At 46.5% G+C, this 22,280-nt stretch carries 18 protein-coding genes and 1 tRNA gene; 7 read left to right on the top strand and 12 right to left on the bottom strand.

The window, feature by feature from the left end; all coding sequences use genetic code 11:
- Positions 1 to 48 precede the first annotated feature (48 nt).
- On the top strand, positions 49 to 2,079 hold the full coding sequence (locus M1L23_RS11645; protein ID WP_252627581.1) for a methyl-accepting chemotaxis protein: 2,031 nt from the start codon (positions 49 to 51) through the stop codon (positions 2,077 to 2,079).
- Here M1L23_RS11645 and M1L23_RS11640 read toward each other — a convergent pair.
- Positions 2,076 to 3,011 carry a LysR family transcriptional regulator gene (locus M1L23_RS11640; protein WP_252627579.1) on the bottom strand — a complete coding sequence of 312 codons (936 nt, stop codon included), beginning with the start codon at positions 3,009 to 3,011 and terminating at the stop codon, positions 2,076 to 2,078. The two genes, M1L23_RS11645 and M1L23_RS11640, sit on opposite strands and share 4 nt — an antisense overlap.
- A 104-nt stretch (positions 3,012 to 3,115) precedes the next feature.
- Between M1L23_RS11640 and aceK the strand changes: the two genes are divergently transcribed.
- Positions 3,116 to 4,861, top strand: coding sequence for a bifunctional isocitrate dehydrogenase kinase/phosphatase (gene aceK, locus M1L23_RS11635; RefSeq protein WP_252627577.1), 1,746 nt, complete (start codon positions 3,116 to 3,118; stop codon positions 4,859 to 4,861).
- Here the strand turns inward: aceK and aceA are convergent.
- Both aceA and aceB read right to left on the bottom strand, forming a co-directional pair.
- Positions 4,858 to 6,180 carry an isocitrate lyase gene (aceA, locus tag M1L23_RS11630; protein WP_252627576.1) on the bottom strand — a complete coding sequence of 441 codons (1,323 nt, stop codon included), beginning with the start codon at positions 6,178 to 6,180 and terminating at the stop codon, positions 4,858 to 4,860. The genes aceK and aceA overlap by 4 nt on opposite strands.
- A 37-nt stretch (positions 6,181 to 6,217) precedes the next feature.
- Positions 6,218 to 7,804, bottom strand: a complete 1,587-nt coding sequence (gene aceB, locus M1L23_RS11625) for a malate synthase A (RefSeq protein ID WP_252627575.1) — start codon at positions 7,802 to 7,804, stop codon at positions 6,218 to 6,220.
- A gap of 333 nt (positions 7,805 to 8,137) precedes the next feature.
- Here aceB and nhaD point away from each other — a divergent pair, with 333 nt between their 5' ends.
- On the top strand, positions 8,138 to 9,583 hold the full coding sequence (nhaD, locus tag M1L23_RS11620; protein WP_252627574.1) for a sodium:proton antiporter NhaD: 1,446 nt from the start codon (positions 8,138 to 8,140) through the stop codon (positions 9,581 to 9,583).
- A gap of 85 nt (positions 9,584 to 9,668) precedes the next feature.
- Here the strand turns inward: nhaD and asnC are convergent, their stop codons facing one another.
- Positions 9,669 to 10,115 (bottom strand): transcriptional regulator AsnC, encoded by a 447-nt coding sequence (gene asnC, locus M1L23_RS11615; protein ID WP_252627570.1) that lies wholly within the window; start codon positions 10,113 to 10,115, stop codon positions 9,669 to 9,671.
- Positions 10,116 to 10,275: 160 nt separating this feature from the next.
- On the opposite strand from asnC, the gene asnA reads away from it, so the two are divergent.
- Complete coding sequence (asnA, locus tag M1L23_RS11610) at positions 10,276 to 11,235, top strand: aspartate--ammonia ligase (RefSeq protein ID WP_252627569.1); 960 nt, start codon at positions 10,276 to 10,278, stop codon at positions 11,233 to 11,235.
- Positions 11,236 to 11,360: 125 nt separating this feature from the next.
- Here the strand turns inward: asnA and M1L23_RS11605 are convergent.
- From M1L23_RS11605 to M1L23_RS11590, 4 genes are all read right to left on the bottom strand, one after another.
- Positions 11,361 to 11,436, bottom strand: a tRNA-Phe gene (locus M1L23_RS11605).
- Positions 11,437 to 11,534: 98 nt separating this feature from the next.
- The gene (speA, locus tag M1L23_RS11600; protein WP_252627567.1) at positions 11,535 to 13,448 is read right to left on the bottom strand and encodes a biosynthetic arginine decarboxylase; all 1,914 of its coding nucleotides are present in this window, start codon (positions 13,446 to 13,448) and stop codon (positions 11,535 to 11,537) included.
- On the bottom strand, positions 13,445 to 14,362 hold the full coding sequence (gene speB, locus M1L23_RS11595) for an agmatinase (RefSeq protein ID WP_252627566.1): 918 nt from the start codon (positions 14,360 to 14,362) through the stop codon (positions 13,445 to 13,447). The genes speA and speB overlap by 4 nt, the downstream gene beginning before the upstream one ends.
- Before the next feature lie 60 nt (positions 14,363 to 14,422).
- Positions 14,423 to 15,427 (bottom strand): ATP-dependent 6-phosphofructokinase, encoded by a 1,005-nt coding sequence (locus M1L23_RS11590; RefSeq protein WP_252627564.1) that lies wholly within the window; start codon positions 15,425 to 15,427, stop codon positions 14,423 to 14,425.
- A gap of 110 nt (positions 15,428 to 15,537) precedes the next feature.
- Here M1L23_RS11590 and M1L23_RS11585 point away from each other — a divergent pair, with 110 nt between their 5' ends.
- On the top strand, positions 15,538 to 16,599 hold the full coding sequence (locus M1L23_RS11585) for an Ldh family oxidoreductase (RefSeq protein ID WP_252627562.1): 1,062 nt from the start codon (positions 15,538 to 15,540) through the stop codon (positions 16,597 to 16,599).
- Between the two features lie 11 nt (positions 16,600 to 16,610).
- On the opposite strand, the gene pdxH is transcribed toward M1L23_RS11585, so the two are convergent.
- Genes pdxH through M1L23_RS11565 form a run of 4 tightly spaced genes read right to left on the bottom strand, consistent with a single transcriptional unit; the run spans position 16,611 to position 20,983 of the window.
- Positions 16,611 to 17,255 (bottom strand): pyridoxamine 5'-phosphate oxidase, encoded by a 645-nt coding sequence (gene pdxH / locus M1L23_RS11580; RefSeq protein WP_252627561.1) that lies wholly within the window; start codon positions 17,253 to 17,255, stop codon positions 16,611 to 16,613.
- 4 nt (positions 17,256 to 17,259) lie between these two features.
- Entirely contained in the window at positions 17,260 to 18,213 is a 954-nt protein-coding gene (locus tag M1L23_RS11575) for a DUF3369 domain-containing protein (protein ID WP_252627559.1), read from the bottom strand.
- A gap of 26 nt (positions 18,214 to 18,239) precedes the next feature.
- Positions 18,240 to 19,913, bottom strand: a complete 1,674-nt coding sequence (locus tag M1L23_RS11570; RefSeq protein ID WP_252627558.1) for an amidohydrolase — start codon at positions 19,911 to 19,913, stop codon at positions 18,240 to 18,242.
- Positions 19,914 to 19,933: 20 nt separating this feature from the next.
- Positions 19,934 to 20,983: a hypothetical protein gene (locus M1L23_RS11565; RefSeq protein WP_252627557.1), complete on the bottom strand. Its 1,050-nt coding sequence runs from the start codon at positions 20,981 to 20,983 to the stop codon at positions 19,934 to 19,936.
- Positions 20,984 to 21,108: 125 nt separating this feature from the next.
- Between M1L23_RS11565 and M1L23_RS11560 the strand changes: the two genes are divergently transcribed.
- Positions 21,109 to 21,732: a LuxR C-terminal-related transcriptional regulator gene (locus M1L23_RS11560; protein ID WP_252627555.1), complete on the top strand. Its 624-nt coding sequence runs from the start codon at positions 21,109 to 21,111 to the stop codon at positions 21,730 to 21,732.
- A gap of 3 nt (positions 21,733 to 21,735) precedes the next feature.
- Complete coding sequence (locus tag M1L23_RS11555) at positions 21,736 to 22,266, top strand: DUF1285 domain-containing protein (RefSeq protein ID WP_252627554.1); 531 nt, start codon at positions 21,736 to 21,738, stop codon at positions 22,264 to 22,266.
- Positions 22,267 to 22,280 lie beyond the last annotated feature (14 nt).

The following is a 22,280-nucleotide window of genomic DNA, read 5'->3' as shown; positions in this document are numbered from 1 at the left end:
ATAAAGAACGAGCCGTTTCTATTTTAAGTAACCCCGCTTGGAGGCGTTATGTCTTGGTTGACAGCACGATTAAAGAAATTGTCGACTCGCATTATTGCGGGCTTTGTGGTGGTTGCCATTTTGGTGGCAGTAACAGGCGGCGTGGGTATTGGCTTTATTAATAGCTTTGAGCGCACCTTACGTTATGTAACAGAAACCACAACACCAACGGTTACCATTACGGGTGAATTAACCAACGCTATGTTTGAAGCAAATGCTTTGGTAGGACGGGCTTTAGTAACTGAAAGCGTAGAAACATTGAGCCAGTATGAGGACGAGTTTAATGCTGGCAGTGCGCAGTTTGGACAAAATTATCGAAAGTTAAATACCTTAGTAGATAATCGCCAGGTTAAAGTGCGGCTAGAAGAGTCGATGCAGGCCCGTACGGCTTTTGAAACGGCAGCAAGCAACCTGTTTGCCTATCATCTTGAAACCTTACGGCATGCGGCGGAAGTGCGTCGGCTATTAACCCACTTCGACCGTGTAGCCGCCTTCTTAGTAGGTGAACTAGGCAATATTTCGTATCATGCAGAGGAGGTTGCGCAAGACGTGGAGCTTACCTCTGCGGCGGTTAACCTGCAAAGCTTGGTAATGGAAGTGCAATATTTAACCCGCGATTATGTAAACCAAACCAGTGTTGTTACCTTGCGACCATTGGCCGAAGAGGTTGAGCAGGTTTTTGAAATATTTGAATTTCCTATGGCCACCATGCAAGAGCGCAGTGGTCCAGACATACGAGCTTCGGTTACTGAAGTGGCGTCGTTGCTTGAACAATGGAGCGAAGCTGCGTTTAGTTCAGGGGCGTTGTTTGAATCGTATCAACGGCAAGTGGAAGCGCAAATTCAAGCCGCAGCTAGTTCAGCGGCCATGGACGAGGCTATTGAGCAGGTTAATGCTGCGTTAGCAGAAGTTGAGGCCGCCGCTATAACACTGAACACCAATGCAGCAGCAGCGGCAACCGACAAGGTTACCTCGGCTTTAGGAATTATTTCGGTAGTGGTGCTGTTTGGCTTTGCCGTGGCTGTGGCGTTGGGCTTATGGGTTACCCGCAGTGTAACTCGGCCATTAGGTGGCGAGCCAGAACACATGCGGTATATAGCAGAACAAATAGCCAATGGAAACTTAAGCGCTAAGGGCACTGGAACAGAAGTAGGTTTATTAAATGCCATGATGCTAATGGCTGAAAACTTGCGCAAACTATTGGCTGATATTTCAACAGCAAGCCGTACGGTAACAGATTCAGCGCAGCAAACTCATGCTGTGGCTGAGTCCACTAGCGACAACGTACACGAACAAGAAGCTTCGGTGCAACGGGCGGTAACTGCTATTGAAGAAGTAGTCACTACCGTACAAGAAATTGCCAACGCCGCGTCGCGGGCACTTTCAGCTACGCGCCATGCAGAAACTGAAACCCAAAGTGCAGAACGAGTATTTCAAGAAACGTCGAGCGCTATTAGTAATGTTGCCGATGAAGTAAAACATGCCGCAGAAGTTGTGCAACAGGTGGAAACCCAAAGTAATGAAATAGGCACCATACTAGAAGTGATTGAGGCGATTGCGAATCAAACCAACTTGCTGGCGCTAAATGCCGCCATAGAAGCGGCCCGTGCGGGCGAACAAGGCCGTGGCTTTGCCGTGGTTGCCGATGAAGTTCGTTCGTTAGCGCGACAAACACAAGATTCAACTTTAAATATTCAACGTATTATTGAAAGCCTGCAAAAAGGTACGCAAAACGCTGTAACGGTTATGGCGGGTAGCCAAAAAGGCGTAGCAGCAACGCTAGAAAAGTCGATAGAAGCACGCAGTGCGCTTGACACCATTCGTGAGGCAGTTGGTGAACTTACGGGCATTAATGATCAAATAGCTACGGCCTCGGAGGAGCTAGCCGCTGCTACGGTGGGCATTAAAGGTAATATGGACGAAATTAGTGAAAGAGCAAAAGAATCGGCCTCGGGCACATCGCAAATTATTGCTTCTAGCCGGGAATTAACAGAAGTAGCAAATCATTTACAAAGCTTGGCAGATCGCTTCGAAGTTTAAGACCGGCTAGCTACTTCTGCTAGTAGAGTACGAAACCAGCGGTGGCCTTCGTCGTGCTGCAACAGCGGGCTCCATATCATGCGTAGGTCAATAGCTGGAATAGGGAAAGGTGGTTCGCGTAGCACTACGTCGGAGTTGTCTTTATATAAGTTTGCCGCACGTCTTGGTAACGTTGCAATAAGGCCTTCCAAAGCCAAATGCATAGCCACATGATAATTCCGCGTAAACACCTTAATATGCCGCGTATGGCCAAGTTGCGCTAAGGCATTGTCGACCCAACCTAATTTTTGCACAGCATCGGGTGTCATACCAATTCCTACCCCAAAACCAGTTTTACTCACCCAGCTATGCTGCGCGGTTAGATAGTTTTCTAGCGTGTAATTTTCAAGCAAGGCATGATTTTTATGTACCAAGCAGGCAAAGTCGTCGTTCCAGAGAAGTTTCTGGTGGAACGATTGGGGTAAGTCGTCGAAACGGTTAATGGCAAGGTCTACTTTGCCATTTTCTACGTCGTGAAAGCTTACGTCGCTGGGAGTCATTAAGTCGAGGGTAATATGTGGCGCTTGTACACGTAAAGCTTTTAGTAACGGCGACATAAGTGTAGAAGCCGCATAGTCAGAGACCATAATACGAAACACACGGCTACTTTCGAGCGCTTCAAAACCCCGGCTAGGCTGAATAACTTCTTCTACCGCGTAGAGTATTTGCCGCACTTGCGGCTTCATGGCCAAAGCCCGCTCGGTAGGTACCATGCCTTCACTGGTGCGCACCAAAATAGGGTCGTTTAGTAAGTCGCGTAGCCGTTTTAAGGCGTTGCTCATGGCCGGCTGGGTAATGTTAAGTTGCTCGGCAGCACGGGTTACATTGCGTTCGCGCAGTAAAGCGTCAAGGTAGGTAAGTAAATTAAGATCTATTTGACGAAAATGATTCATGCAACCGCCTGCTTTAATATGCCATTATAACTGTGGTGAATTATAGAGCAGTAAATGATAGGCGCAACCGATACATAAAATCGGCGTGGCGAAAGGAAACCCCCATGGTTTTATCTTATTCAAATGTGGCTCGGACCATTTTAACTGGCTTTCATCGTCATTACCGGGCATTTCAAGCCGTAACCGAGCAAGCTCGGGAGCTTTATATTGAACAGCGTTGGAGCGCCCTGCAAGCGGCAGCAAGGGCACGTATTAGTTATTACGATCAGCGAGTTATAGCAACTGTACAGGAACTTTCGGAAGCTATGGACTGCACTGAAGTAAATGAAAAACTATGGAAAAAAGTACGCAGTTACTATGCTGATTTATTGGTATTTCACCCTCAGGCAGAACTGGCCGAAACCTTTTTTAACTCGGTGTTTTGTAAGTTATTTCACCGGAGTTATTTTAATAACCGCTACATATTTGTAGAAAGTGTGCTGGCAAAGCGCATACCCTTACCACAAGAAACCGAGTACCGCGCTTACTTTCCTGTCGCTGATGGGATTGCTAGCACCCTTGAAAGCATACTAACCGACATGAACTTTGGGGCAGCCTTTGCAGACATGGCTGCGTGCCAAACGCAGCTTATGCACGCTTTTTTAGCCCAGGTAAAACTACGGAAACTGGCAGCGCATCAATTACGTATTGACGTGTTAAAACACCCGTTTTACCGTAATAAAGCAGCCTATGTGGTGGGGCGTATTGTAACCGAGCAGCACCAGTACCCATTTGTTGTGCCTATATTAAACAATAGTCACGGCCAACTGTATGTAGACGCACTGATTACCGACGTAGAGCAAATGCTGGTGGTATTTAGTTTTGCTCGGGCCTATTTCTTTGTAAAAACTACTACGCCTTCGGCGCTTGTTCGGTTTCTGCAGGGACTGATGCCACGAAAAAAATTAGCAGAATTATATTCGGCTATTGGTCTGCACAAACAAGGTAAAACAGAGTTCTACCGTGAATTGCTGCAGCACTTCGCCACGTCGACGGACCAATTAGTGGTAGCGCCAGGGGTGCGGGGGTTAGTAATGGAAGTATTTACTCTACCGTCGTTTCCTTATGTGTTTAAAGTTATTCGCGACACTTTTGGCGAAACCAAGCCGTTTGGCCGCGACACGGTGCTGGCGCGTTATCAGTTGGTAAAACAGCATGACCGGGTAGGGCGCATGGCCGACACCATTGAGTATTCGAACGTGGCTTTACCACGAAGCAGGTTTTCAGCCGAGCTGCTAGCAGAGCTAAAGCAAAGTATTGCCGGCTCGATGGAATTTGAAGGCGACTATGTGGTGTTAAAGCATGTGTATATAGAAAAGCGTTTAACCCCGTTAAATATTTATTTAACCGAAGCCGACGACACTGCTATAGAAGCAATTTTACTCGACTATGGGTATGCACTAAAAGATATGATTGCTGCCAATATTTTTCCGGGCGACATGCTATTAAAAAACTTTGGCGTAACTCGAGGGAAACGGGTGGTTTTTTATGACTACGACGAAGTGCAATATTTAACAGAAATGAACTTTCGAGCGATACCTAAAAGCGATTATGCGCAAGACGTACTCGCTTCAGAGCATTGGTATTCGGTTGCCCCTGGCGATGTGTTTCCTGAGCAAGTGGCCACCTTTGTGTTTCCCAACAAAAAATACTTAAGAGTTATTCAACAGCATCACCCGGAGTTGATTGATGCGACTTTCTGGCAAGAGCAGCAACAGCAGATAAAAAAAGGGATGCTCGCAGACATATTTCCATACCCGCAGAGCATCCGCTTTCGTTATCAAACCAATACCGAGTTAAGGAATGATTAGAACTGCTCTTCTTCCGTTGAGCCCGTAAGTGCCGTAACCGACGACTGGCCACCTTGAATAACATTGGTAACGTCGTCGAAATAGCCAGTACCTACTTCTTGTTGGTGCGCAACAAAGGTATAACCACGGTCGGCAGAAGCAAACTCTTCTTCTTGTAGCTTCACATAGGCCGACATATCGTTACGGGCATAGTCGTAGGCTAAATTAAACATGTGATACCACATGTTATGCACGCCCGCTAAAGTAATGAACTGGAACTTATAACCCATGGCCGCTAATTCGCTTTGGAACTTAGCGATGGTGGCGTCGTTCAGGTTGCGCTTCCAGTTAAATGAAGGTGAGCAGTTATATGCCAACAACTTACCTGGAAACTTAGCATGTACCGCTTCAGCAAACTGACGCGCTTCTTCTAAATCGGGTTTGGCGGTTTCGCACCACACCAAGTCGGCATAAGGTGCATAAGCTAAACCACGTGAAATAGCTTGCTCTATGCCTGGCTTCACGCGGTAGAAACCTTCGGCGGTACGTTCGCCAGTGAGAAACTCTTTATCGTTAGGGTCTACGTCGCTGGTTAGTAAGTCGGCGGCATTGGCGTCGGTACGAGCCACAATTAAGGTTTTGGTGCCAGACACGTCGGCAGCTAGGCGCGCTGCAATCAGTTTTTGTACAGCTTCTTGCGTAGGCACTAACACTTTCCCACCCATGTGGCCGCATTTTTTCACCGACGCTAATTGGTCTTCAAAGTGAACACCAGAAGCACCGGCTTTGATCATGCCAAGCATTAATTCATAGGCGTTCAACACACCACCAAAACCAGCTTCGGCGTCGGCTACAATAGGTGCAAAGTAGTCAACGTAATCAGGATGCTCTGGACCAATGCCCTTGCCCCATTGAATTTGGTCGGCACGGGAAAATGAATTGTTTATACGTTCAATTACTTTGGGTACCGAGTCGACTGGGTAAAGTGACTGGTCGGGGTACATGCTAGCTGCCGAGTTGTTGTCGGCGGCTACTTGCCAACCCGAAAGATAAATGGCTTGTAAGCCCGCTTTTACTTGCTGTACGGCCTGGCCACCGGTTAAGGCACCTAAGGCGTTCACGTAGTCTTTACCGAATTTGTCTTTCGCTTTGCCGTGCAATAGGGTCCATAGCTTGTCGGCACCTTGGGCGGCATGGGTGTAAGCAATGTTCCGCGAGCCACGTAGGCGAATGACGTCTTCAGCACTGTAGGTGCGCTCTATGCCTTCCCAGCGTGGGTCTGTCGCCCAGCTTTGCTCTAGCTCTTGTACCGCATTTTGCATATGTTTAGGTGTTGTCATGATAATTACCTCAAAGTTGTTAAATTAAATTCTTTTGTTATAAGTATTTGTAGCCAGGCAAAGTTAAAAACTCGGTTAGTTCGTCGGCGGTAGTAATGTCGTCGAGCAATTGCATGGCTTTGGTAAAGTTTTCATGTTGCCAGCGGTCGTTACCTACTTCGGCTTTAACCACCTCGGCCTCTTCGCTAAGCATGCTTCGAAATAGCTCTTTAGTAACTTGCTTACCGTTAGATAAATGTTTGCCATGCTGGATCCACTGCCATATAGACGTACGTGAAATTTCTGCGGTGGCGGCGTCTTCCATGAGTCCGTAAATTGGTACGCAGCCGTTACCCGACATCCAAGCGGCAATATATTGCAATGCCACCCGAATATTGGTGCGCATACCTTCTTCGGTGCGGTCGCCGGTGCTGGGCTCGAGTAATTCTTTAGCGGTGGTAAGTGAATCTTGTTCTCGTAGTGCATGTAATTGGTTGGGCTTGTCGCCTAAGTATTCTGCGGCAACAGCGCGCACTGTGGCGGCTAGGCCAGGGTGGGCTATCCAGGTGCCGTCGTGGCCATTGCTAAATTCAAGTTCCTTGTCGGCTTTTACTTTGGCCAAAATTTCTTTGTTGGCGGCTTCGTCTTTCAGTGGAATAAAGGCGGCCATACCACCCATGGCAAAGGCACCGCGCTGGTGGCAGGTTTGAATAAGTAAGCGTGAATATGCGCTTAAAAAAGGCTGAGTCATGGTAACTACTTGGCGATCAGGCAAAATGCGATCCGCATGAGCCCGTAAGGTTTTAATATAGCTGAATATGTAGTCCCAGCGGCCACAATTTAAACCAACAATATGGTGTTTTAAGCTGTACAGAATTTCATGCATTTGGAACACGGCGGGCAAGGTTTCAATTAATATAGTGCAGCGCACGGTACCAGTAGGCTGGTTGAACTTTGCTTCAGCGAAGTGGAACACGTCGCTCCACCATTTGGCTTCGTTATGGTGCTGTAATTTGGGTAGGTATAAATAAATACCGCTACCGTTGGCAGTACGCGTTTGGTAGTTATGGTAGAAATAAAGGGCGAAGTCGACCAATGCTCCAGGTACCGGCTGACCATTTAAAAGAATATGTTTCTCAGGTAAATGCAAACCCCGTACGCGAGCAATAAGCAAGGCCGGGTTAGGGTTAAGCTGGTATTTTTTACTACGGGCTTCGTCGGTAAAGGCTATGGTACCTAGGTTAGCGTCGCGCAAGTTAATTTGCCCTTGCATCATGCCGTTCCAAGTAGGCGAAAGTGAGTCTTCAAAGTCGGCCATAAATACATCAACGTCGGCATTTAGGGCGTTAATAATCATTTTTCGCTCGACGGGGCCAGTAATTTCCAAGTGACGTTTTTGCAAGTCGGCTGGAATGTCGGCTACACGCCAGTTTCCTTCGCGAATGTCTTTGGTAGCTGGGTCGAAGTCGGGTAAGGCGCCGCGGTCATAATTTTGCTGTGCTTGCTCACGGTTAGCCATCAGCTCTTCAATACGTGGCGCAAACTGCTGGCACAGCTCAACCAAAAAGCTTTGTGCTGCTGGGGTAAGTATTTCTTCATATTCCGCTGTTAGCGGCTGAGTAAAGCTAAGAGTATGTGTGTTCATAATGCAACCTAACTTGTTAGTTTGTTGTAATGACTGGGTTCAGTATGGATTATGAATGTTTATTCATGCAATGTATGGCTTCTTATGTTCGGTATTTACATTGTGAATGTATGTTGGCTTTGGTTACTTGAAGTATTCGCCGCGTAAAGATACGTTGCCTAGGCATAAGGATAAAGCTGTCTATTTCTTGCGTTGGGACAAGTCTTTACTAAAGCCATGTGGTATTCTCCGCACGCTCCTAGCGAGAGCCCTGTATCTGCGGCTTTCCACAGTCTGTGCAGACTGCGTTGAAAGCCTTACCACCTTTCACGTGCGACTGGAGAACACACTGACATGAAACGCAACATACTCCTGGCCTTAGTATGGATTGCTCTTTTCATTAGCCCTTCGGCAATGGCCGCCGACGGTGCCCCCCTCGACCTGACCTACTCCTTTGTTGGTTTTCTTTGTATTAGTATTTTCGTTATTGCCTATGCCTTGGTTATGGGTGAAGAAAAACTACATATGCGTAAATCTAAACCTGTGCTGGTTGGGGCGGGTTTAATTTGGATTATTATTGGTATTGTTTACGCTCAAAACGGTTTTGACAACGAAGCAAAACACGCTTTTCAACATAATCTGTTAGAGTTTTCTGAGTTAATGTTGTTTTTGCTTGTGGCCATGACTTACATAAATGCGTTAGAAGAGCGCCGCTTGTTTGATGCGCTGCGTTCTTGGTTGGTACGTAAAGGTTTTAGTTACCGCTCGTTATTTTGGATTACAGGAATACTCGCTTTCTTTATTTCCCCCATTGCCGACAACTTAACCACGGCACTATTAATGTGCGCGGTGGTTATGAAGGTGGCCGAAGGAGATCGTAAGTTTGTTAGTATTTGCTGTGTAAACATTGTTGTGGCGGCTAATGCTGGCGGTGCATTTAGTCCCTTTGGTGACATTACCACCCTAATGGTATGGCAAGCGGGCATGGTGCAATTCCAGGAGTTCTTTGCTTTATTCCTACCTTCTGTGGTGAACTTTTTAATACCTGCGGCTATCATGAGCTACTTTATAGCAGACAAAAAACCAACGTCGCAGTTGGAAGAGGTAGAGCTAAAGCGTGGCGCCCTTCGTATTACCAGCTTGTTTCTATTGACCGTAGCAACAGCGGTTGCGTGCCATAGCTTGCTGAACTTACCTCCGGTGTTAGGCATGATGATGGGCCTAGGCTATTTGCAGTTTTTTGGTTATTTCTTACGCATGACTTTACCAGGCTCTTTAGCGCGCAAACGTGCCATGGCTGAACGCGCTGGCGACGTTGAACGTATGAAACGTTTAGGTAGCGTGGTGCCTTTTGACGTGTTTAACCGTGTTGCTCGGGCCGAGTGGGACACCTTATTGTTCTTCTACGGTATTGTTATGTGTGTAGGCGGGTTAGGCTTTTTAGGCTACCTTGGGTTGGTTTCAGACGTACTGTACAACCAATGGAACCCAACCTTCGCTAACATCTCGCTTGGTTTAATATCGTCGGTGATTGATAACATTCCAATTATGTTTGCCGTACTGTCGATGGCGCCGGACATGTCGCATGGGCAGTGGTTGCTAATTACTTTAACAGCGGGCACTGGGGGTAGTTTACTTTCGGTTGGCTCTGCAGCAGGTGTGGCACTAATGGGGGCGGCACGTGGTTACTATACCTTTGCTAGCCACTTAAAGTGGGCGCCGGCTATTTTATTAGGTTATGCGGCCAGTATTGCTGTGCACATGTGGTTAAACGAGGCGTTATTTCATGTGGTAGGGTAACAACACATTTAATACCGACTTTCTAAACGAAAGGGGGTGGTGGTGCTTAGTGCCACTCCCTTTTTTTGTGCTTTAATTGAAATAATTAGGCTTCAAACGGGCGATTAATAGGCTGTTGTAATGAAATAAGTGTTTCCGTTGACTGTACCTCGTCGATTACTTGTAAGCGTTCAATTAACAGCTTTTGTAAGTCATCAATATTACGCACTAATACTTTAATAAAAACACTGTACTGGCCAGTGGTATAGTGTGCCTCTACTACTTCCGGCAAGGCTTGTAGCTTGGCTATGGCTTTCGGATAGTCGCCAGCCTGGCGCAAGGTAATGCCAATAAAACAGCAAATGTCGAAGCCGAGCGCTTTCGGATCTACTTTTAGTTCTGTGCCGGTAATAATGCCCGCTTTCTTTAATTTTTCCACTCGCACATGAATGGTAGCCGGCGAAACCTGCTGTGCTTTAGCAATGTCCGCATAAGAGCCTCGGGCGTTTTGCTGTAGGGCGTGCAATATGGCGCGATCTAAATTGTCGATCATTCAGTTTTACTCGTGTTTTAAGGGTGTGTGTTGTTCATTGGTTAATAATATAAGCTTAAACTTTAAATAACAAAACGTACATGGCTAATTTTGTTGTTGTATGTTGTTTATTTTGCCAAATAGGTTGTTAATAGGCTAATTGAAGTGTTTAGAGGTGGCCATGAAAAACCAATTTATTACCCGTCAACAGTCTGTGCGCTGGATTAAACAACACTTTAACCAAGGGTTATGTGAGCAGCTTTCCTTACTTGAGGTAGAAGCGCCGTTGTTGACCGATCCGAAGCAGGGCGAGCAAGACTCCCTTTCAGGCAATGAGCAGGCAGTACAAGTGCCAATAACGGCGCTAGCCCGAAACTACGAAGTAGTGCATTCGTTAGCTAAGTGGAAACGCCAGCTGTTGGCCGATTACAACTTTCCCATAGGCCAGGGCATAGTAACCAATATGAAGGCGCTACGGCCTATGGAAGACATATACAGCCCAATTCATTCCGTAATGGTAGACCAATGGGACTGGGAACAGGTTATTGCTGAAGAGCAACGTAATGCGGTTACCTTGCGGTTGGCTGCCGAAGGTATATTTACAGCGCTAAAAAATACAGTGAATGGGTATAAACAGTTATTTGGTAGTGCAGTGACAGTGCCCGAAAAGTTAACCTATGTAACAAGTGAATACTTACTACGCAGATACCCACATAAATGCCCGAAAGAGCGGGAGCATGCTATTGCTGAAGAATGTGGCGTGGTATTTATTCAAGGTATTGGCGGTAAGCTGAGTAACGGTTTGCTACACGATACGCGCGCCCCCGACTATGACGACTGGCAACTGAACGGCGACTTATTAGTGTGGAGCTCGGTATTGCAACGTTCAATTGAATTAAGTTCAATGGGCGTGCGGGTTGATAAAGTGCGTTTAATGGCGCAATTAACTGAGTTAAAACGCGAACACGAAAGCTTACAACCTTGGCATCAGCGGCTATTGAATGGCCAGTTGCCCGCTACCGTAGGTGGTGGCATAGGACAGTCGCGCCTGTGCATGTGGCTAATGCAAGAGCCCCATATTGGCTACGTTCAAGCGAGCGTGTGGCCAGAAGAAATAAAGCAACGTTATGGGTTGGTTTAAGGTGTAGGCACGGCATTGCCGAGCACGGAGCTTCGTTTGTTCGTCATGCGGTGCATGACCTACGAATAATTGAACAGCGAATTCCAGAAATAAAAAAACCGCCACGAGGGCGGTTTTTAAATATATGGTGCCCAGACCCGGAATCGAACCAGGGACACGAGGATTTTCAATCCTCTGCTCTACCGACTGAGCTATCTGGGCGTGGAGGCAATTAAACGTTTTCAGCGCCTCAATGTCAAACGGTATTTGGCATTTTGGCGCTGACTGCTCAGGAATTGCCCACTTTCAATGGTTTTCGTTTACTTTCCGTTCCGTAGGTAGGTTGTGCCCGCTAAGCAACGTTCGTAAAAGTCAGTCCAGCGAACGCCTTCACGCGGTGGTATTTTACCTTTACGAATTTCGCGGTCGATAGATTTTTTCACCACTTTGGCCATGTAGTCGGTATTGTACTGCATGGTTTCTAGTACTTTTTCAGCTGAATGACCTGGTACTATTTCTTCAATGTAGAAGGCACCTGGCTCTTCGTCGTGGCTGAAAATATGCACTTCGGTTAAACGACCAAATAAATTATGCATGTCGCCCATTACGTCTTGGTAGGCGCCGGTTAAGAACATACCGATAACGTAGTCTTCGCCTTTGTTTAGCTTATGCATGGGAATGTTTTCGCTAATTTGGTTGTACTCAATGTACTTGCCAATTTTACCGTCGCTGTCGCAGGTAATGTCGGCAATTGAACAACGCACGGTAGGCTCTTCATTTAACCGTTGTAAGGGAATAATTGGCAGTAACTGGCCAATAGCCCAAGTGTCAGCGGCCGACTGGAAAATAGAAAAGTTAGCCAAGTACTGGCTAGCTAAGCGGTCACTAATTTCGTCGAGCTCTTGAATTTGACGGGTTTCATCGTCTAGCGCGTTATTAATGTCGGTTAGTATTTGCCAATACATGGTGTCTATTTTTGCCATTTCGACAATGCTTAAAATACCTAGCTTAAACGCCTCGTAGGCGCTTTGCTTATAGGCGCCGGCGTCGTTGTAGCGCTCTTGTGGATGCACTTCTGGAGCATTAACTAGTTCGCGCATGTTCGACAGCAACACGTGCTCGCCTTCAGCTGCGCTAATGTCGAATTCGGTACCGGTAACGCTTACTTCGCCCACTACGTTGGTAACAACCAGGCTATGGTGAGCGGTAATTACTCGGCCACTTTCGCTGACCAGGTTTGGGTGCGGAACCTTTTCTAAATCACAAATTTGCTTCACGCTATAGACTACGTCGGCAACATACTCCTCAGTGGAGTAGTTACGTGAAGAGTCGGTTGCACTACTAGAGCCGTCGTAGTCGATACCAAGACCACCACCAATGTCGAAATACTCGAGGGGTACGCCCATTTGGTGAAGCTTTGCGTATAGTCGAGCGCCTTCAATAACCGCCTCTTTAATTTTACGAATGTCAGACAGCTGACTTCCAATATGAAAGTGAAGCAGTTTTGCACAATGCAACATGTCGTGTTGCTTTAAGTATTCAATGGCGTTAATAATTTCGGCAATGCTTAAGCCAAACTTTGCTCTGTCGCCAGACGAGCTTGACCATTTGCCTGTGCTTTTCACCATCATCTTTGAGCGTAAACCAATCATGGGCTCAACATTATGTTGTTTGGCAAGGCGTACAAGCATTTCAAGTTCAGAAAACTTTTCAATTACAACGATCATTTTACGCTGCAACTGACGGCCAAGTAGGGCCATGGTTAAGTAGTCTTCGTCTTTGTAACCATTCAGAATTGTTAGCGCTTCTGGGTTTTCGTTGTAGGCCAGTACAGCCATTAACTCGGGTTTTGAGCCGGCTTCTAAACCATAGTTGTAGGGTTCGCCAGCGTCGAGAATTTCTTCTACTACTTCGCGCATTTGGTTTACTTTAATTGGGTAAACGCCGACGTAGTTTCCTTCGTATTCAGCTTCTTCAATAGTGTCGCGGAAGGTTTCATTTAGAATTTCTACCTGCGAGCGCAAAATGTCGTGAAAACGAATAACTGCTGGGAATTGAATGCCTTCAGCTTTCATTTCTGCAAGCACTTCAGCCATGTCTATTGAAACGTCGGGCTTGCGGTGATTTGGTGATATTTTAACGTTCCCCGAATCACCAACACTAAAATAACCTGCACCCCATCGATTGACGCCGTATAGGTCTTCAGAATCTTCAATCGTCCACGTTTGGCTCATGAGCGGCCTCCTTCAAGTGCTAAGATTATTTCGCGAACAACTTTGGCCGCAAAAACATTTGAATTACCAGTTGGATCAATGTCGGGCGAAAGCTCGACCACATCGGCGCCAACGAAGTTACGTGCGCGAAGTAATTTAATGAGCGCAATAAAAGAATGGAAGTCTTCGCCACCGGGTTCGGGTGTACCGGTACCTGGTAGGAACGACGGATCAAAGTAATCCAAGTCGAGCGTTAAGTAAATAGGTCGGTCGGCGGGTATTTCAGCCACACTTTTTAAGAAGTCTTGGCGTGAAGTACGCACAGTTTTGTTGCTATGCATCCATTGGTATTCTTCCCGTGTACCTGAGCGAATTCCATATTGTATAAGCTCGTGGTTGGGGCCGAAATGATCAAGCGCACGGCGAATAATTGACGCATGCGAATAATGAAAACCGTCAAAGCCGTCACGTAGGTCGGCGTGGGCGTCGAGGTGCAGTAACACTAAATTTGGGTATTGTTTTAAATACTTAACAATAGGTCCGTATGAAATAGAGTGCTCGCCACCTAGGGTAAGTACTTTAATACCCGTAGCTTCCAGATCAACAGGGTCAAAAATAGTATTGAAGCTATCGGTTGCATACTGCCATTGGTTTTCAACGTCGGTACTGTCGCCGAGCTGTAAGTTACCAAGGTCGTAAAAAACGCGATCTTCAAGGTCGTCGTCTTGATAGGGTGAATACGACTCGATGTCTTCTGAAACTGCCCGTAAGCCGTTAGGCCCATAGCGAGTTCCTTTGCGAAAACATGCGGTGCCATCAAACCCAAAGCCGATTATGAAGGTACAATTCGTTGTTAAGGTTTTAGCAACGTCGGCCCCAAAATAGGCGCGTACCGGCTCCTCAAGTGAAACCGAAACTGGGAAGACTTGTGTCAATTCCAATACCTCTCGTGCCATAAAGGCGGGTTAAGATAAAAATGGCCGACATTATCACGCTTAGCGGCCATTTTTAGAAGTGAAATTTACGCCCTGCAAACCGAACTGTAAATCCACTAAACCTTGATTTAGTGGTTTGTCGCGTTCAAAGGTTCGACTGATAGGAACTTCAACCACTTGTTTGTTAGCAAAGCCAACCATAATGTCGTTACTGCCCTTTAGAATAGCAGCTACTGCCGCTTGGCCCAATTGCATGGCTAAAATGCGGTCTTGTGCATTTGGCCGCCCGCCCCGCTGAATGTGCCCAAGTGGGCAGGGGTGGCAGGTAGTGCCTGTGGCTTGGCTTAGGCTTTCGGCTAAGCCATGAACACCACCTGGCCAGAGGTTTTCTGACAAAATAACAATATAACTACTGTCAGGAAACTTCTTGCGTGCTTGGCGTATGTTATCAGCTAAGTTGGCAAGTTTGGGCTGTGGTTCCATTTCTGGCAGAATCATAGCTTCGGCTGCGCTAGCAATAGCGGCATGTAAACCGATAAAACCAGCCCGGCGACCCATAACTTCGATAATAAACACGCGCGCCATGGCTTCTGCTGTTTCCCGCACGCGGTCAATAGCTTCAACGGCCGTGTCGACAGCGGTGCTAAAACCTATGGCCACATCGGTGCCAGTTAAGTCGTTGTCTATTGTACCTGGAACACCTATTACTTGTTTTGGCCAGTATTTGGTTAAATGATGGGCGCCTCGAAAGGAGCCGTCACCACCAATAACAATAAGTGCACTAATACCGTGAGCGTCGAGTTGTTTTGCTGCGGCTTCTGCTGTGGCGGCATCGCGAAATTCTGGGTAGCGGGCACTTTTCAGAAAAGTTCCACCACGCTGGCTAACCAAGCGCATGTCGTCTGGATGAAGGGGCTGGGCTAGATTTTCAACAATACCACGAAAGCCATGGCGAAAACCGATCACATCAATACCTTCTTGCCAAGCCGTATTGACGATGGCGCGAATGCACGCGTTCATTCCTGGCGCGTCGCCACCGCTAGTGATAACAGCGATTTTCTTCATTAATTTGTTCCTTTAATAATTATGCTTGCATAGCTTAACGGACAGTGATGCGCTGACCAAATTTGTTTTTAACGATACACTGTATTTTTACTTTGTTTGCAGGAGTTTTTATGCAAAGCGATGTTCGCGTTTCGTATACCAAACTTAAGGCTTGGGTTGAGCAATGTTTAGCAACTGCCGGAGCCGACAACGAGGTGGCAGAAATAATGGCACATTCGTTAATAGCCGGCGACTTATTAGGTTTTCGTACCCATGGGGTGCGGCGTTTACCTTATAACGTAAAACAGTTGGTAACGGGTAAAGCTAAAGGTAGCGGTAAACCCACGGTAATAAAGCAACGCGCGGCCTTAGCTCATTGGAACGCCAACCATTTGCCTGGCTTGTATGTTATGCCCAAAGCAGTGGCTGCAGCTATGAAAATGGCGCAGCAATGCGGTACGGGCACTATTGTGGTGCGTAAAATGGAACACGTGGCCAGTTTAGCTGCTTATCTTGAGCAAGCTACTGCGGCAGGATTGGTGATTAACATTATGGTGTCGACACCTGCCCAAGCCAGTGTGGCGCCTTTTGGCGCTAAGTCGCGAGTGTTTTCGCCTAACCCCTATGCTTTAGGGGTACCAACTTCAGGTGTGCCGTTACTATTAGACATGAGCCTTTCGGTTACTGCGGCTGGCAAAGTACGTGAAGCTTACGATAAAAATGAATTGCTACCATGGACAGCTCTGGTTACCGCCAATGGTAAAGGCTCGAATGACCCAGCCACCTATTTTGCCGACCCAGCCAGTGCCTTATTGCCACTTGGTGGGTTAGATCTTGGTTATAAAGGTTATGGCCTGTGTTTAATGAGTGAAATTTTTACCATGTCGCTAGCCAACTATGGCCGGCTGCAGGGCGGCCAAGATGGCGAATGTAACGCGGCATTTATTCAGGTGCTTGATCCAGAGGCTTTTGGCGATAGCAGTGAGTTTATTAAAGTAACCGATGATCTGATAGAACGCTGCCGCACGGCAACACCCATTGCCGAACACGAGCCAGTGCGCATTCCAGGCGAACGCGCAGCGCAACTTAAAACCAGCCAGTTAGCTGAAGGCGTAAGTATTGATGCCTTAACTTGGGCGAAGCTGGTTCGTTGCGGCGAACGCCTAAGTATAGCGCCACCGCAACTTATATAAGTATTTGTTTACTATGGCTGTAAGCGTTGCTGTTGCCACTCGCCTTGGGCGTTGCGGCTATAAGTGTAACGGTCGTGAAGACGCGACTTCGCCCCTTGCCAAAACTCATAGTGGGTAGGTTTAATTATAAAACCACCCCAGTGTGGTGGGCGCGGAATATGTTCTACATTGGCAAAGCGTTGTTCCGTTTGGTCATATTGGGTGTCGAGTGTTAGCCGATCAGCAATAGGCTCGCTTTGTGCTGAGGCCCAAGCGGCTATTTGGCTCGCTCGAGGACGAGAGGCAAAGTAGCGGTCGCTGTCTTGTTCGTGCAGTTGTTCGGCCAGCCCGGCAATAGAAATTTGGCGTTCTAACACGTGCCAAGCAAAATGAATATTACATTGCGGGTGTTGTAATAAGGCTTGGGCTTTGTGGCTATTGTAGTTGGTGTAAAATACATAGCCTTGGCTAGAAGCATGCTTTAACAGCACAATCCGCTGGCTTATGGTTTGGTCGGCATGGCAGGTTGCCAGTAACATGGCCGTCGGGTCTATTAGTTCGCCTGAGGCAACGGCAGCGTCGAACCAAAGTGAGAACTGCTCGTGCGGGTCAGAATGAAGGCAGTCTTCATGTAAAGAATTACGATCATACTCGCGCCGAATCTCATTAATACTCATTCAATTAACCTTCTTGTTGGCCATAAACCTCGGCGTGCTCGAACGCAATGGCGGTATTATTCATAAACATATCGAGCAATTTACGATCTGTTTCGCTTAGCTCGTTAACGCCACGAATATACAATAAATAAAAGTGATTTGCTGAGGTTTTATAAACCCCATAGTAGGTATTATCTTTGACTTGAAAGCTGACAGGCGTAGCTTTTTCAACCAGCTGTTCAACCAGTTTGAGATCGAGCACATTGTGTACGGCATAGCCAATTTGTTGAATGAAAGCGCCCGTAGCGGCAATTATATGCATGGGTTGCTGCTTATCGCAGGTGGCAGTAAAGCCGTCGATACGACAATAAGCAGCAGTATTTGAACGAGTAAGTAGTGCTACTAGTTGCTCTAAAATGCCTTGGCTAAGTTGGTTAATAGAACAGGCGCTAAAAATTTCTGTTGAAGCACTAATAATACGCTCGAGGCCTACTTTATAGTGTTCAATGGCTTGGAGGTCGCGAAAGGCTCGTAAGCTCGAATACATTAGTGTCATGAGCTTGCGGTACGTAAGTTCGGTTTTTTCTTTGTAGTCGTCTATTTCATACTTGGCTATAACTTGTTCTTCGGGCGCTTGCCCCGGTTGGCCGGTGCGCAGCACAATACGCACCATGCGGTTCTTTAATTCTTCTCGGGTCCACTTTACTAGGTCGAGTCCGGCATGGTCATGTTCCATAACTACATCTAGCAGCATTAATGCGAAATCATCCCGTTGCGATAATACTTCTCGTGCTTCAGCACCAGAATAAACGGAAGTGAATTTAAGGCCGCGGCCGTCTAATTCAAAATCGCTTAATGCCATTTTAGTAATTACATGAATTTCTTCATCGTCGTCAACTATAAGCACTTGAAAGGGTTCGCTTGCGCTCACAGCCAAGTTGCTTGAGGTTGTGTCTGCAAATACAAAACTATCGCTCATGTATAACTCACTTTCAGGGTGAACTCTTAAGGTTTTAGATAAAAGCGACGTTCGCCGGCAAGGTATGTACTTAACACTTTTATACGCCAGAGCTCATCTGCATTGATCTGGAAAGGGTCTTTGTCGACCACAATAAAGTCGGCCCATTTGCCCGGTTCTAAACTGCCGGTGGTATCGTCAAAATGGCCTGCCCATGCGGCATCTATGGTAAAGCTGCGTAGTGCTTCCGCGACAGTCATAGCTTGTTCAGCATACCAACCGTTTACCGGCTGGTTGTTACGGTTTTTGCGCGTAACAGCAGCATGAATACCATAAAAAGGGTTACTGAGCTCAACAGGAAAGTCGGAGCCTGCTGCTATGACAGAGCCTTGGTTTAAAAATGTGCGCCAGGCATAAGCTCCAGCCATACGTTCGCTACCAAGCCTGCTTTCGGCCATGTTCATATCACTGGTGGCATGGGTGGGCTGCATAGACGGAATAATGCCAAGCTGTTGAAATCGGGGAATGTCGTCAACATGAATAATTTGAGCGTGTTCAATACGATGGCGTAAGTTGGTGGTGGCTATGCTGCTTTCAGCACTAATGCGTTCGAAAGTGTCGAGGGCTAAACGGTTGGTGTAGTCGCCTATAGCGTGATAGTTCACTTGAAAGCCATGGTCAGTAATAAGTTTAAATAGCTCGTATATTCGGGCTTCCGGTGTTACTAACAAACCAGAGTTCTCAGGATCGTCGCTATAAGGCTGCAGTAAGGCGGCGCCTCGGCTACCTAATGCACCGTCGCCGTAAAGCTTAACACCGCGAACTTGTAATAGGTCGTTGTCGCTACGAAAAACACCTTCGGCTAATACCTGCTCGAGTTTTCGGTCGCTACCACTAAACATAGTATTAATACGAATCATATTGCCTTGTTCAGCTAGCTTTTTATAGTTCTGCAGTGCTTGGTAGCTTACGCCAGCATCGTGAACTTGGGTTATGCCTTCGCTTAATAAATGAGTGAAGGCTGCTTCTTGATAACGCCTTAACTGTTCGTTGCTGAGCTCTGGAATATGTTGCCAAATTAGGTTCATGGCCGTGTCGATAAGAATACCTGTGGGTTGGCCATTGGCGTCTTTGACTATTTCACCACCTTCAGGTGACTGGGTGTCGGCAGTAATGCCGGCCAGTGCTAAAGCTTTGCTATTGGCCCAGCCAGCATGGCCGTCGATACGTGCGAGCCATACGGGGCGATCACTAAGAACGGCGTCTAAGTCATGGCGGCTAGGAAAAGTTTGTTCAGGCCAGAGTACTTGATTCCAGCCACGGCCTAGCACCCAAGCTAGGTCTAAGTTTTGGTCGGCATAGTTAGCTACTTGCGCTACAGCAGCTGTACGGCTAGTAAGGCCGCGCAAATTGACCTCAAATTGGTTTTTACCCAGGCCAGCCACGTGGCCATGTGCGTCGATCAAACCAGGTAATACGACTTGGCCTGCAAGGTTGATATGTTTACCAGCACTGACAAGGCTAAGCAAACCTTCGTCGCCAGTAGCAACTATTTTGCCATCTTTAACAACCATAGCGGTGAAACGGTTTAAAACAGCTTGTTCACCATGGCCCGCAACAAAGGAATAGCCAGTAAAGTTATAATAAACCTTTGTTTTTGCCAATGTTGGGGTGGCAAAAAGAAAAGCAGCGGCTACGAAAACAGTGAATATGATTCTCATAAAATATACAGGATCTTATGTTATTGACTATTCCCCAATATACCTACTTTCTGCCATTTTTGCATTTCCCCCCGAGAGGTTAACATAACAATTACTGTAGGTAGCTCGTAGAGGGCAACAATGCGCCCTTGTTGATTTGGGTTGCGCGCAGGAAGGGCTCCGTTTTTTTGTTGATGAGTACTTAAGTTATAGCTTTGCCAAGAAGAATTACTGCCTCCAACAATAACAGCGTTATTGACCGCTAGGTGGCTAAATACACCTGTAGAGCCAGCTAACTTGTAGGCTTGGGGTGTACTTTCAGAGCTAAGTTGCCAGAGGCTAAGTTCATTGTTAGTTGCTAAGGGGTTGTTATAACGACTGGTAAGAGCGTAAAGCTGGTTGCTTACTGTTATTACTGCATGAATAGGTTGTGCAACCTTAAAGTGTCGCACGGTGTCATAAGTCGTGTCTTCCCACAGCCAAAGATCACCATTTCTTGTGCCCACATAAGGTTGCTGCTGGGTAAAGCCAATGGTAGAAATGCCAACTTGGTTTTCTAGTAGGCTGCGTGGCGGCTGCAACTTATATTCTTGATTGGTGGGGTACCAATATACCGAGCCGGTTTCCGTCGCTAACATAAGGCCATGGTCGGTGGCACGAACATGGCGAATAGGGTTAGCTTGAAATAACTGTGGTGGAGAAATATTAGCTTTGCCTAAGCGCCAGTGGTACAGGTTATGTTGGTCATAAAACCAAAGATTGTTGTTTCCTTGCCAGCTTATTTGCCATATACCATTAGGTTCGGGCAAGGTAAGTAAATGCAATAGTTCACCTTTTAGGTTATATATACCTATGTCTTGGCTGACACTTAAAGCTAGAGTGCCCGACGAAGAAAAATGTGCATCGTTAACTGCCCAGTCGCCTAACTTTATTTGCTCTACATTGTCGTTTGCAGGTGTGCAGCCTATGATAGAAAAAAACAGCAACAAGAGTAGCAGCAGGAAAAATAATGAATGCAAAGCTCTAAACAAGTGGCACCTAAGTGCTAACATTTGATTGGTGTATTTGTTAAGATTACCCGCTTCATTCATGTTGTTTACCTATGCTATGGATGAAAGCACCCTAGAATAAATGGATGTTGTCCTAATTCAGACAAATCAGTGGGCTTCTACTTGAGATAAACATTCGGTGTAGAAGTTCGGAGTTAACATTAAGCATGAAAATATTAATCATTGACCCGCAATTTATAACACGCTCTGGTTTAATTTACCTACTTACCAGTTATACAGCGGATGTAGCTATTTATGAAGCAACCGACTTAGATGTGGCTGAAAGCTACTTAAATAGTGGTGAGTCTTATGATTTGATTTTTACCGAGCTTGATTTGCCAGACGCAGAATATAAAGAAATTATTCCCCGTTTAGTTAACTTAGCTCCTAGTGCACACATTGTACTTTTCACTTGGCGCCAACACCGCAGCGATATTCATCATTGCTTTGGTCAGGGTGCGCGTAGCTACTTACGCAAAGACATTTCGGCCGAAGAAGTGAAATTGGCAGTGCATGGCTTATTACAAGGTAAAGATTATGTTCCGGAAATGTCGTCGGCTAACTACGACAGATTCCGTACCGACTCAGGACGCAAACTTTCTCCTCGGCAGCAAGAAATTATGCAGTTGCTGGCGCAAGGCTTATCTAATAAAGAAATTGCTCATATTCTTGGAATTACTGAAGGCACCATACGGGTTCACTTGTCGTCTATTTTCAAGGCGATAAAAGTGTCGAATAGAACAGAAGCAACCCTTTGGTATTTATTACGACAAAATAAAGTAGCAGGTTAAACAATGCGTTTAGAGGAGTTGCAGCGGCAATTAGAGCGGCAGCACCGAGCTCCAACAGAGCGTTGGAACCCCGCTTACTGTGGTGACTTAGACTTAATTATTAAAGCCAGTGGCGAGTGGCATTATCACGGCTCGCCTATTTTACGGTTGCCACTAGTAAAACTATTCGCTAGCGTTTTAGTGCATGAAAACAATGAATACTTCCTTGTTACGCCGGCAGAAAAAATAAGAATACAGGTAGAAGATCTGCCATTCTTAATTACTCAATGGCAGTATATAGACTCTGCAGACGGTCCAATTTTGCAAGTGGAAACAAACATTGGCGAGCGTTATTTAATTGGGCCGCAATACCCTGTGGTGCTAAATAATGGCACGCCAGCGGTAAAAATTCGCGACGGGCTACTAGCTCGTGTGCATCGAAATGTTTACTATCAATGGGCCGAACAGTTACAAAGGCATAATGAGCACGAGCAACCAGGTTATTACTTAATAAGTGGTGGTTGTCGTTTCTTCATTAGTGGTTTAGAGGTTTAAGGGAAGGGGTAAAG

This window comes from Aliidiomarina quisquiliarum (assembly GCF_023922585.1).
Taxonomy (GTDB): Bacteria; Pseudomonadota; Gammaproteobacteria; order Enterobacterales; family Alteromonadaceae; genus Aliidiomarina; species Aliidiomarina quisquiliarum.
This window is presented reverse-complemented; position numbering and strand designations above follow the sequence as displayed.

Excerpts from the sequence above, each read along its gene's own strand:
- M1L23_RS11645 (WP_252627581.1), top strand. The coding sequence starts at position 49 with ATGTCTTGGTTGACAGCACGATTAAAGAAATTGTCGACTCGCATTATT.
- M1L23_RS11640 (WP_252627579.1), bottom strand. The coding sequence starts at position 3,011 with ATGAATCATTTTCGTCAAATAGATCTTAATTTACTTACCTACCTTGAC.
- aceK (WP_252627577.1), top strand. The coding sequence starts at position 3,116 with ATGGTTTTATCTTATTCAAATGTGGCTCGGACCATTTTAACTGGCTTT.
- aceA (WP_252627576.1), bottom strand. The coding sequence starts at position 6,180 with ATGACAACACCTAAACATATGCAAAATGCGGTACAAGAGCTAGAGCAA.
- aceB (WP_252627575.1), bottom strand. The coding sequence starts at position 7,804 with ATGAACACACATACTCTTAGCTTTACTCAGCCGCTAACAGCGGAATAT.
- nhaD (WP_252627574.1), top strand. The coding sequence starts at position 8,138 with ATGAAACGCAACATACTCCTGGCCTTAGTATGGATTGCTCTTTTCATT.
- asnC (WP_252627570.1), bottom strand. The coding sequence starts at position 10,115 with ATGATCGACAATTTAGATCGCGCCATATTGCACGCCCTACAGCAAAAC.
- asnA (WP_252627569.1), top strand. The coding sequence starts at position 10,276 with ATGAAAAACCAATTTATTACCCGTCAACAGTCTGTGCGCTGGATTAAA.
- speA (WP_252627567.1), bottom strand. The coding sequence starts at position 13,448 with ATGAGCCAAACGTGGACGATTGAAGATTCTGAAGACCTATACGGCGTC.
- M1L23_RS11590 (WP_252627564.1), bottom strand. The coding sequence starts at position 15,427 with ATGAAGAAAATCGCTGTTATCACTAGCGGTGGCGACGCGCCAGGAATG.
- M1L23_RS11585 (WP_252627562.1), top strand. The coding sequence starts at position 15,538 with ATGCAAAGCGATGTTCGCGTTTCGTATACCAAACTTAAGGCTTGGGTT.
- pdxH (WP_252627561.1), bottom strand. The coding sequence starts at position 17,255 with ATGAGTATTAATGAGATTCGGCGCGAGTATGATCGTAATTCTTTACAT.
- M1L23_RS11575 (WP_252627559.1), bottom strand. The coding sequence starts at position 18,213 with ATGAGCGATAGTTTTGTATTTGCAGACACAACCTCAAGCAACTTGGCT.
- M1L23_RS11570 (WP_252627558.1), bottom strand. The coding sequence starts at position 19,913 with ATGAGAATCATATTCACTGTTTTCGTAGCCGCTGCTTTTCTTTTTGCC.
- M1L23_RS11565 (WP_252627557.1), bottom strand. The coding sequence starts at position 20,983 with ATGAATGAAGCGGGTAATCTTAACAAATACACCAATCAAATGTTAGCA.
- M1L23_RS11560 (WP_252627555.1), top strand. The coding sequence starts at position 21,109 with ATGAAAATATTAATCATTGACCCGCAATTTATAACACGCTCTGGTTTA.
- M1L23_RS11555 (WP_252627554.1), top strand. The coding sequence starts at position 21,736 with ATGCGTTTAGAGGAGTTGCAGCGGCAATTAGAGCGGCAGCACCGAGCT.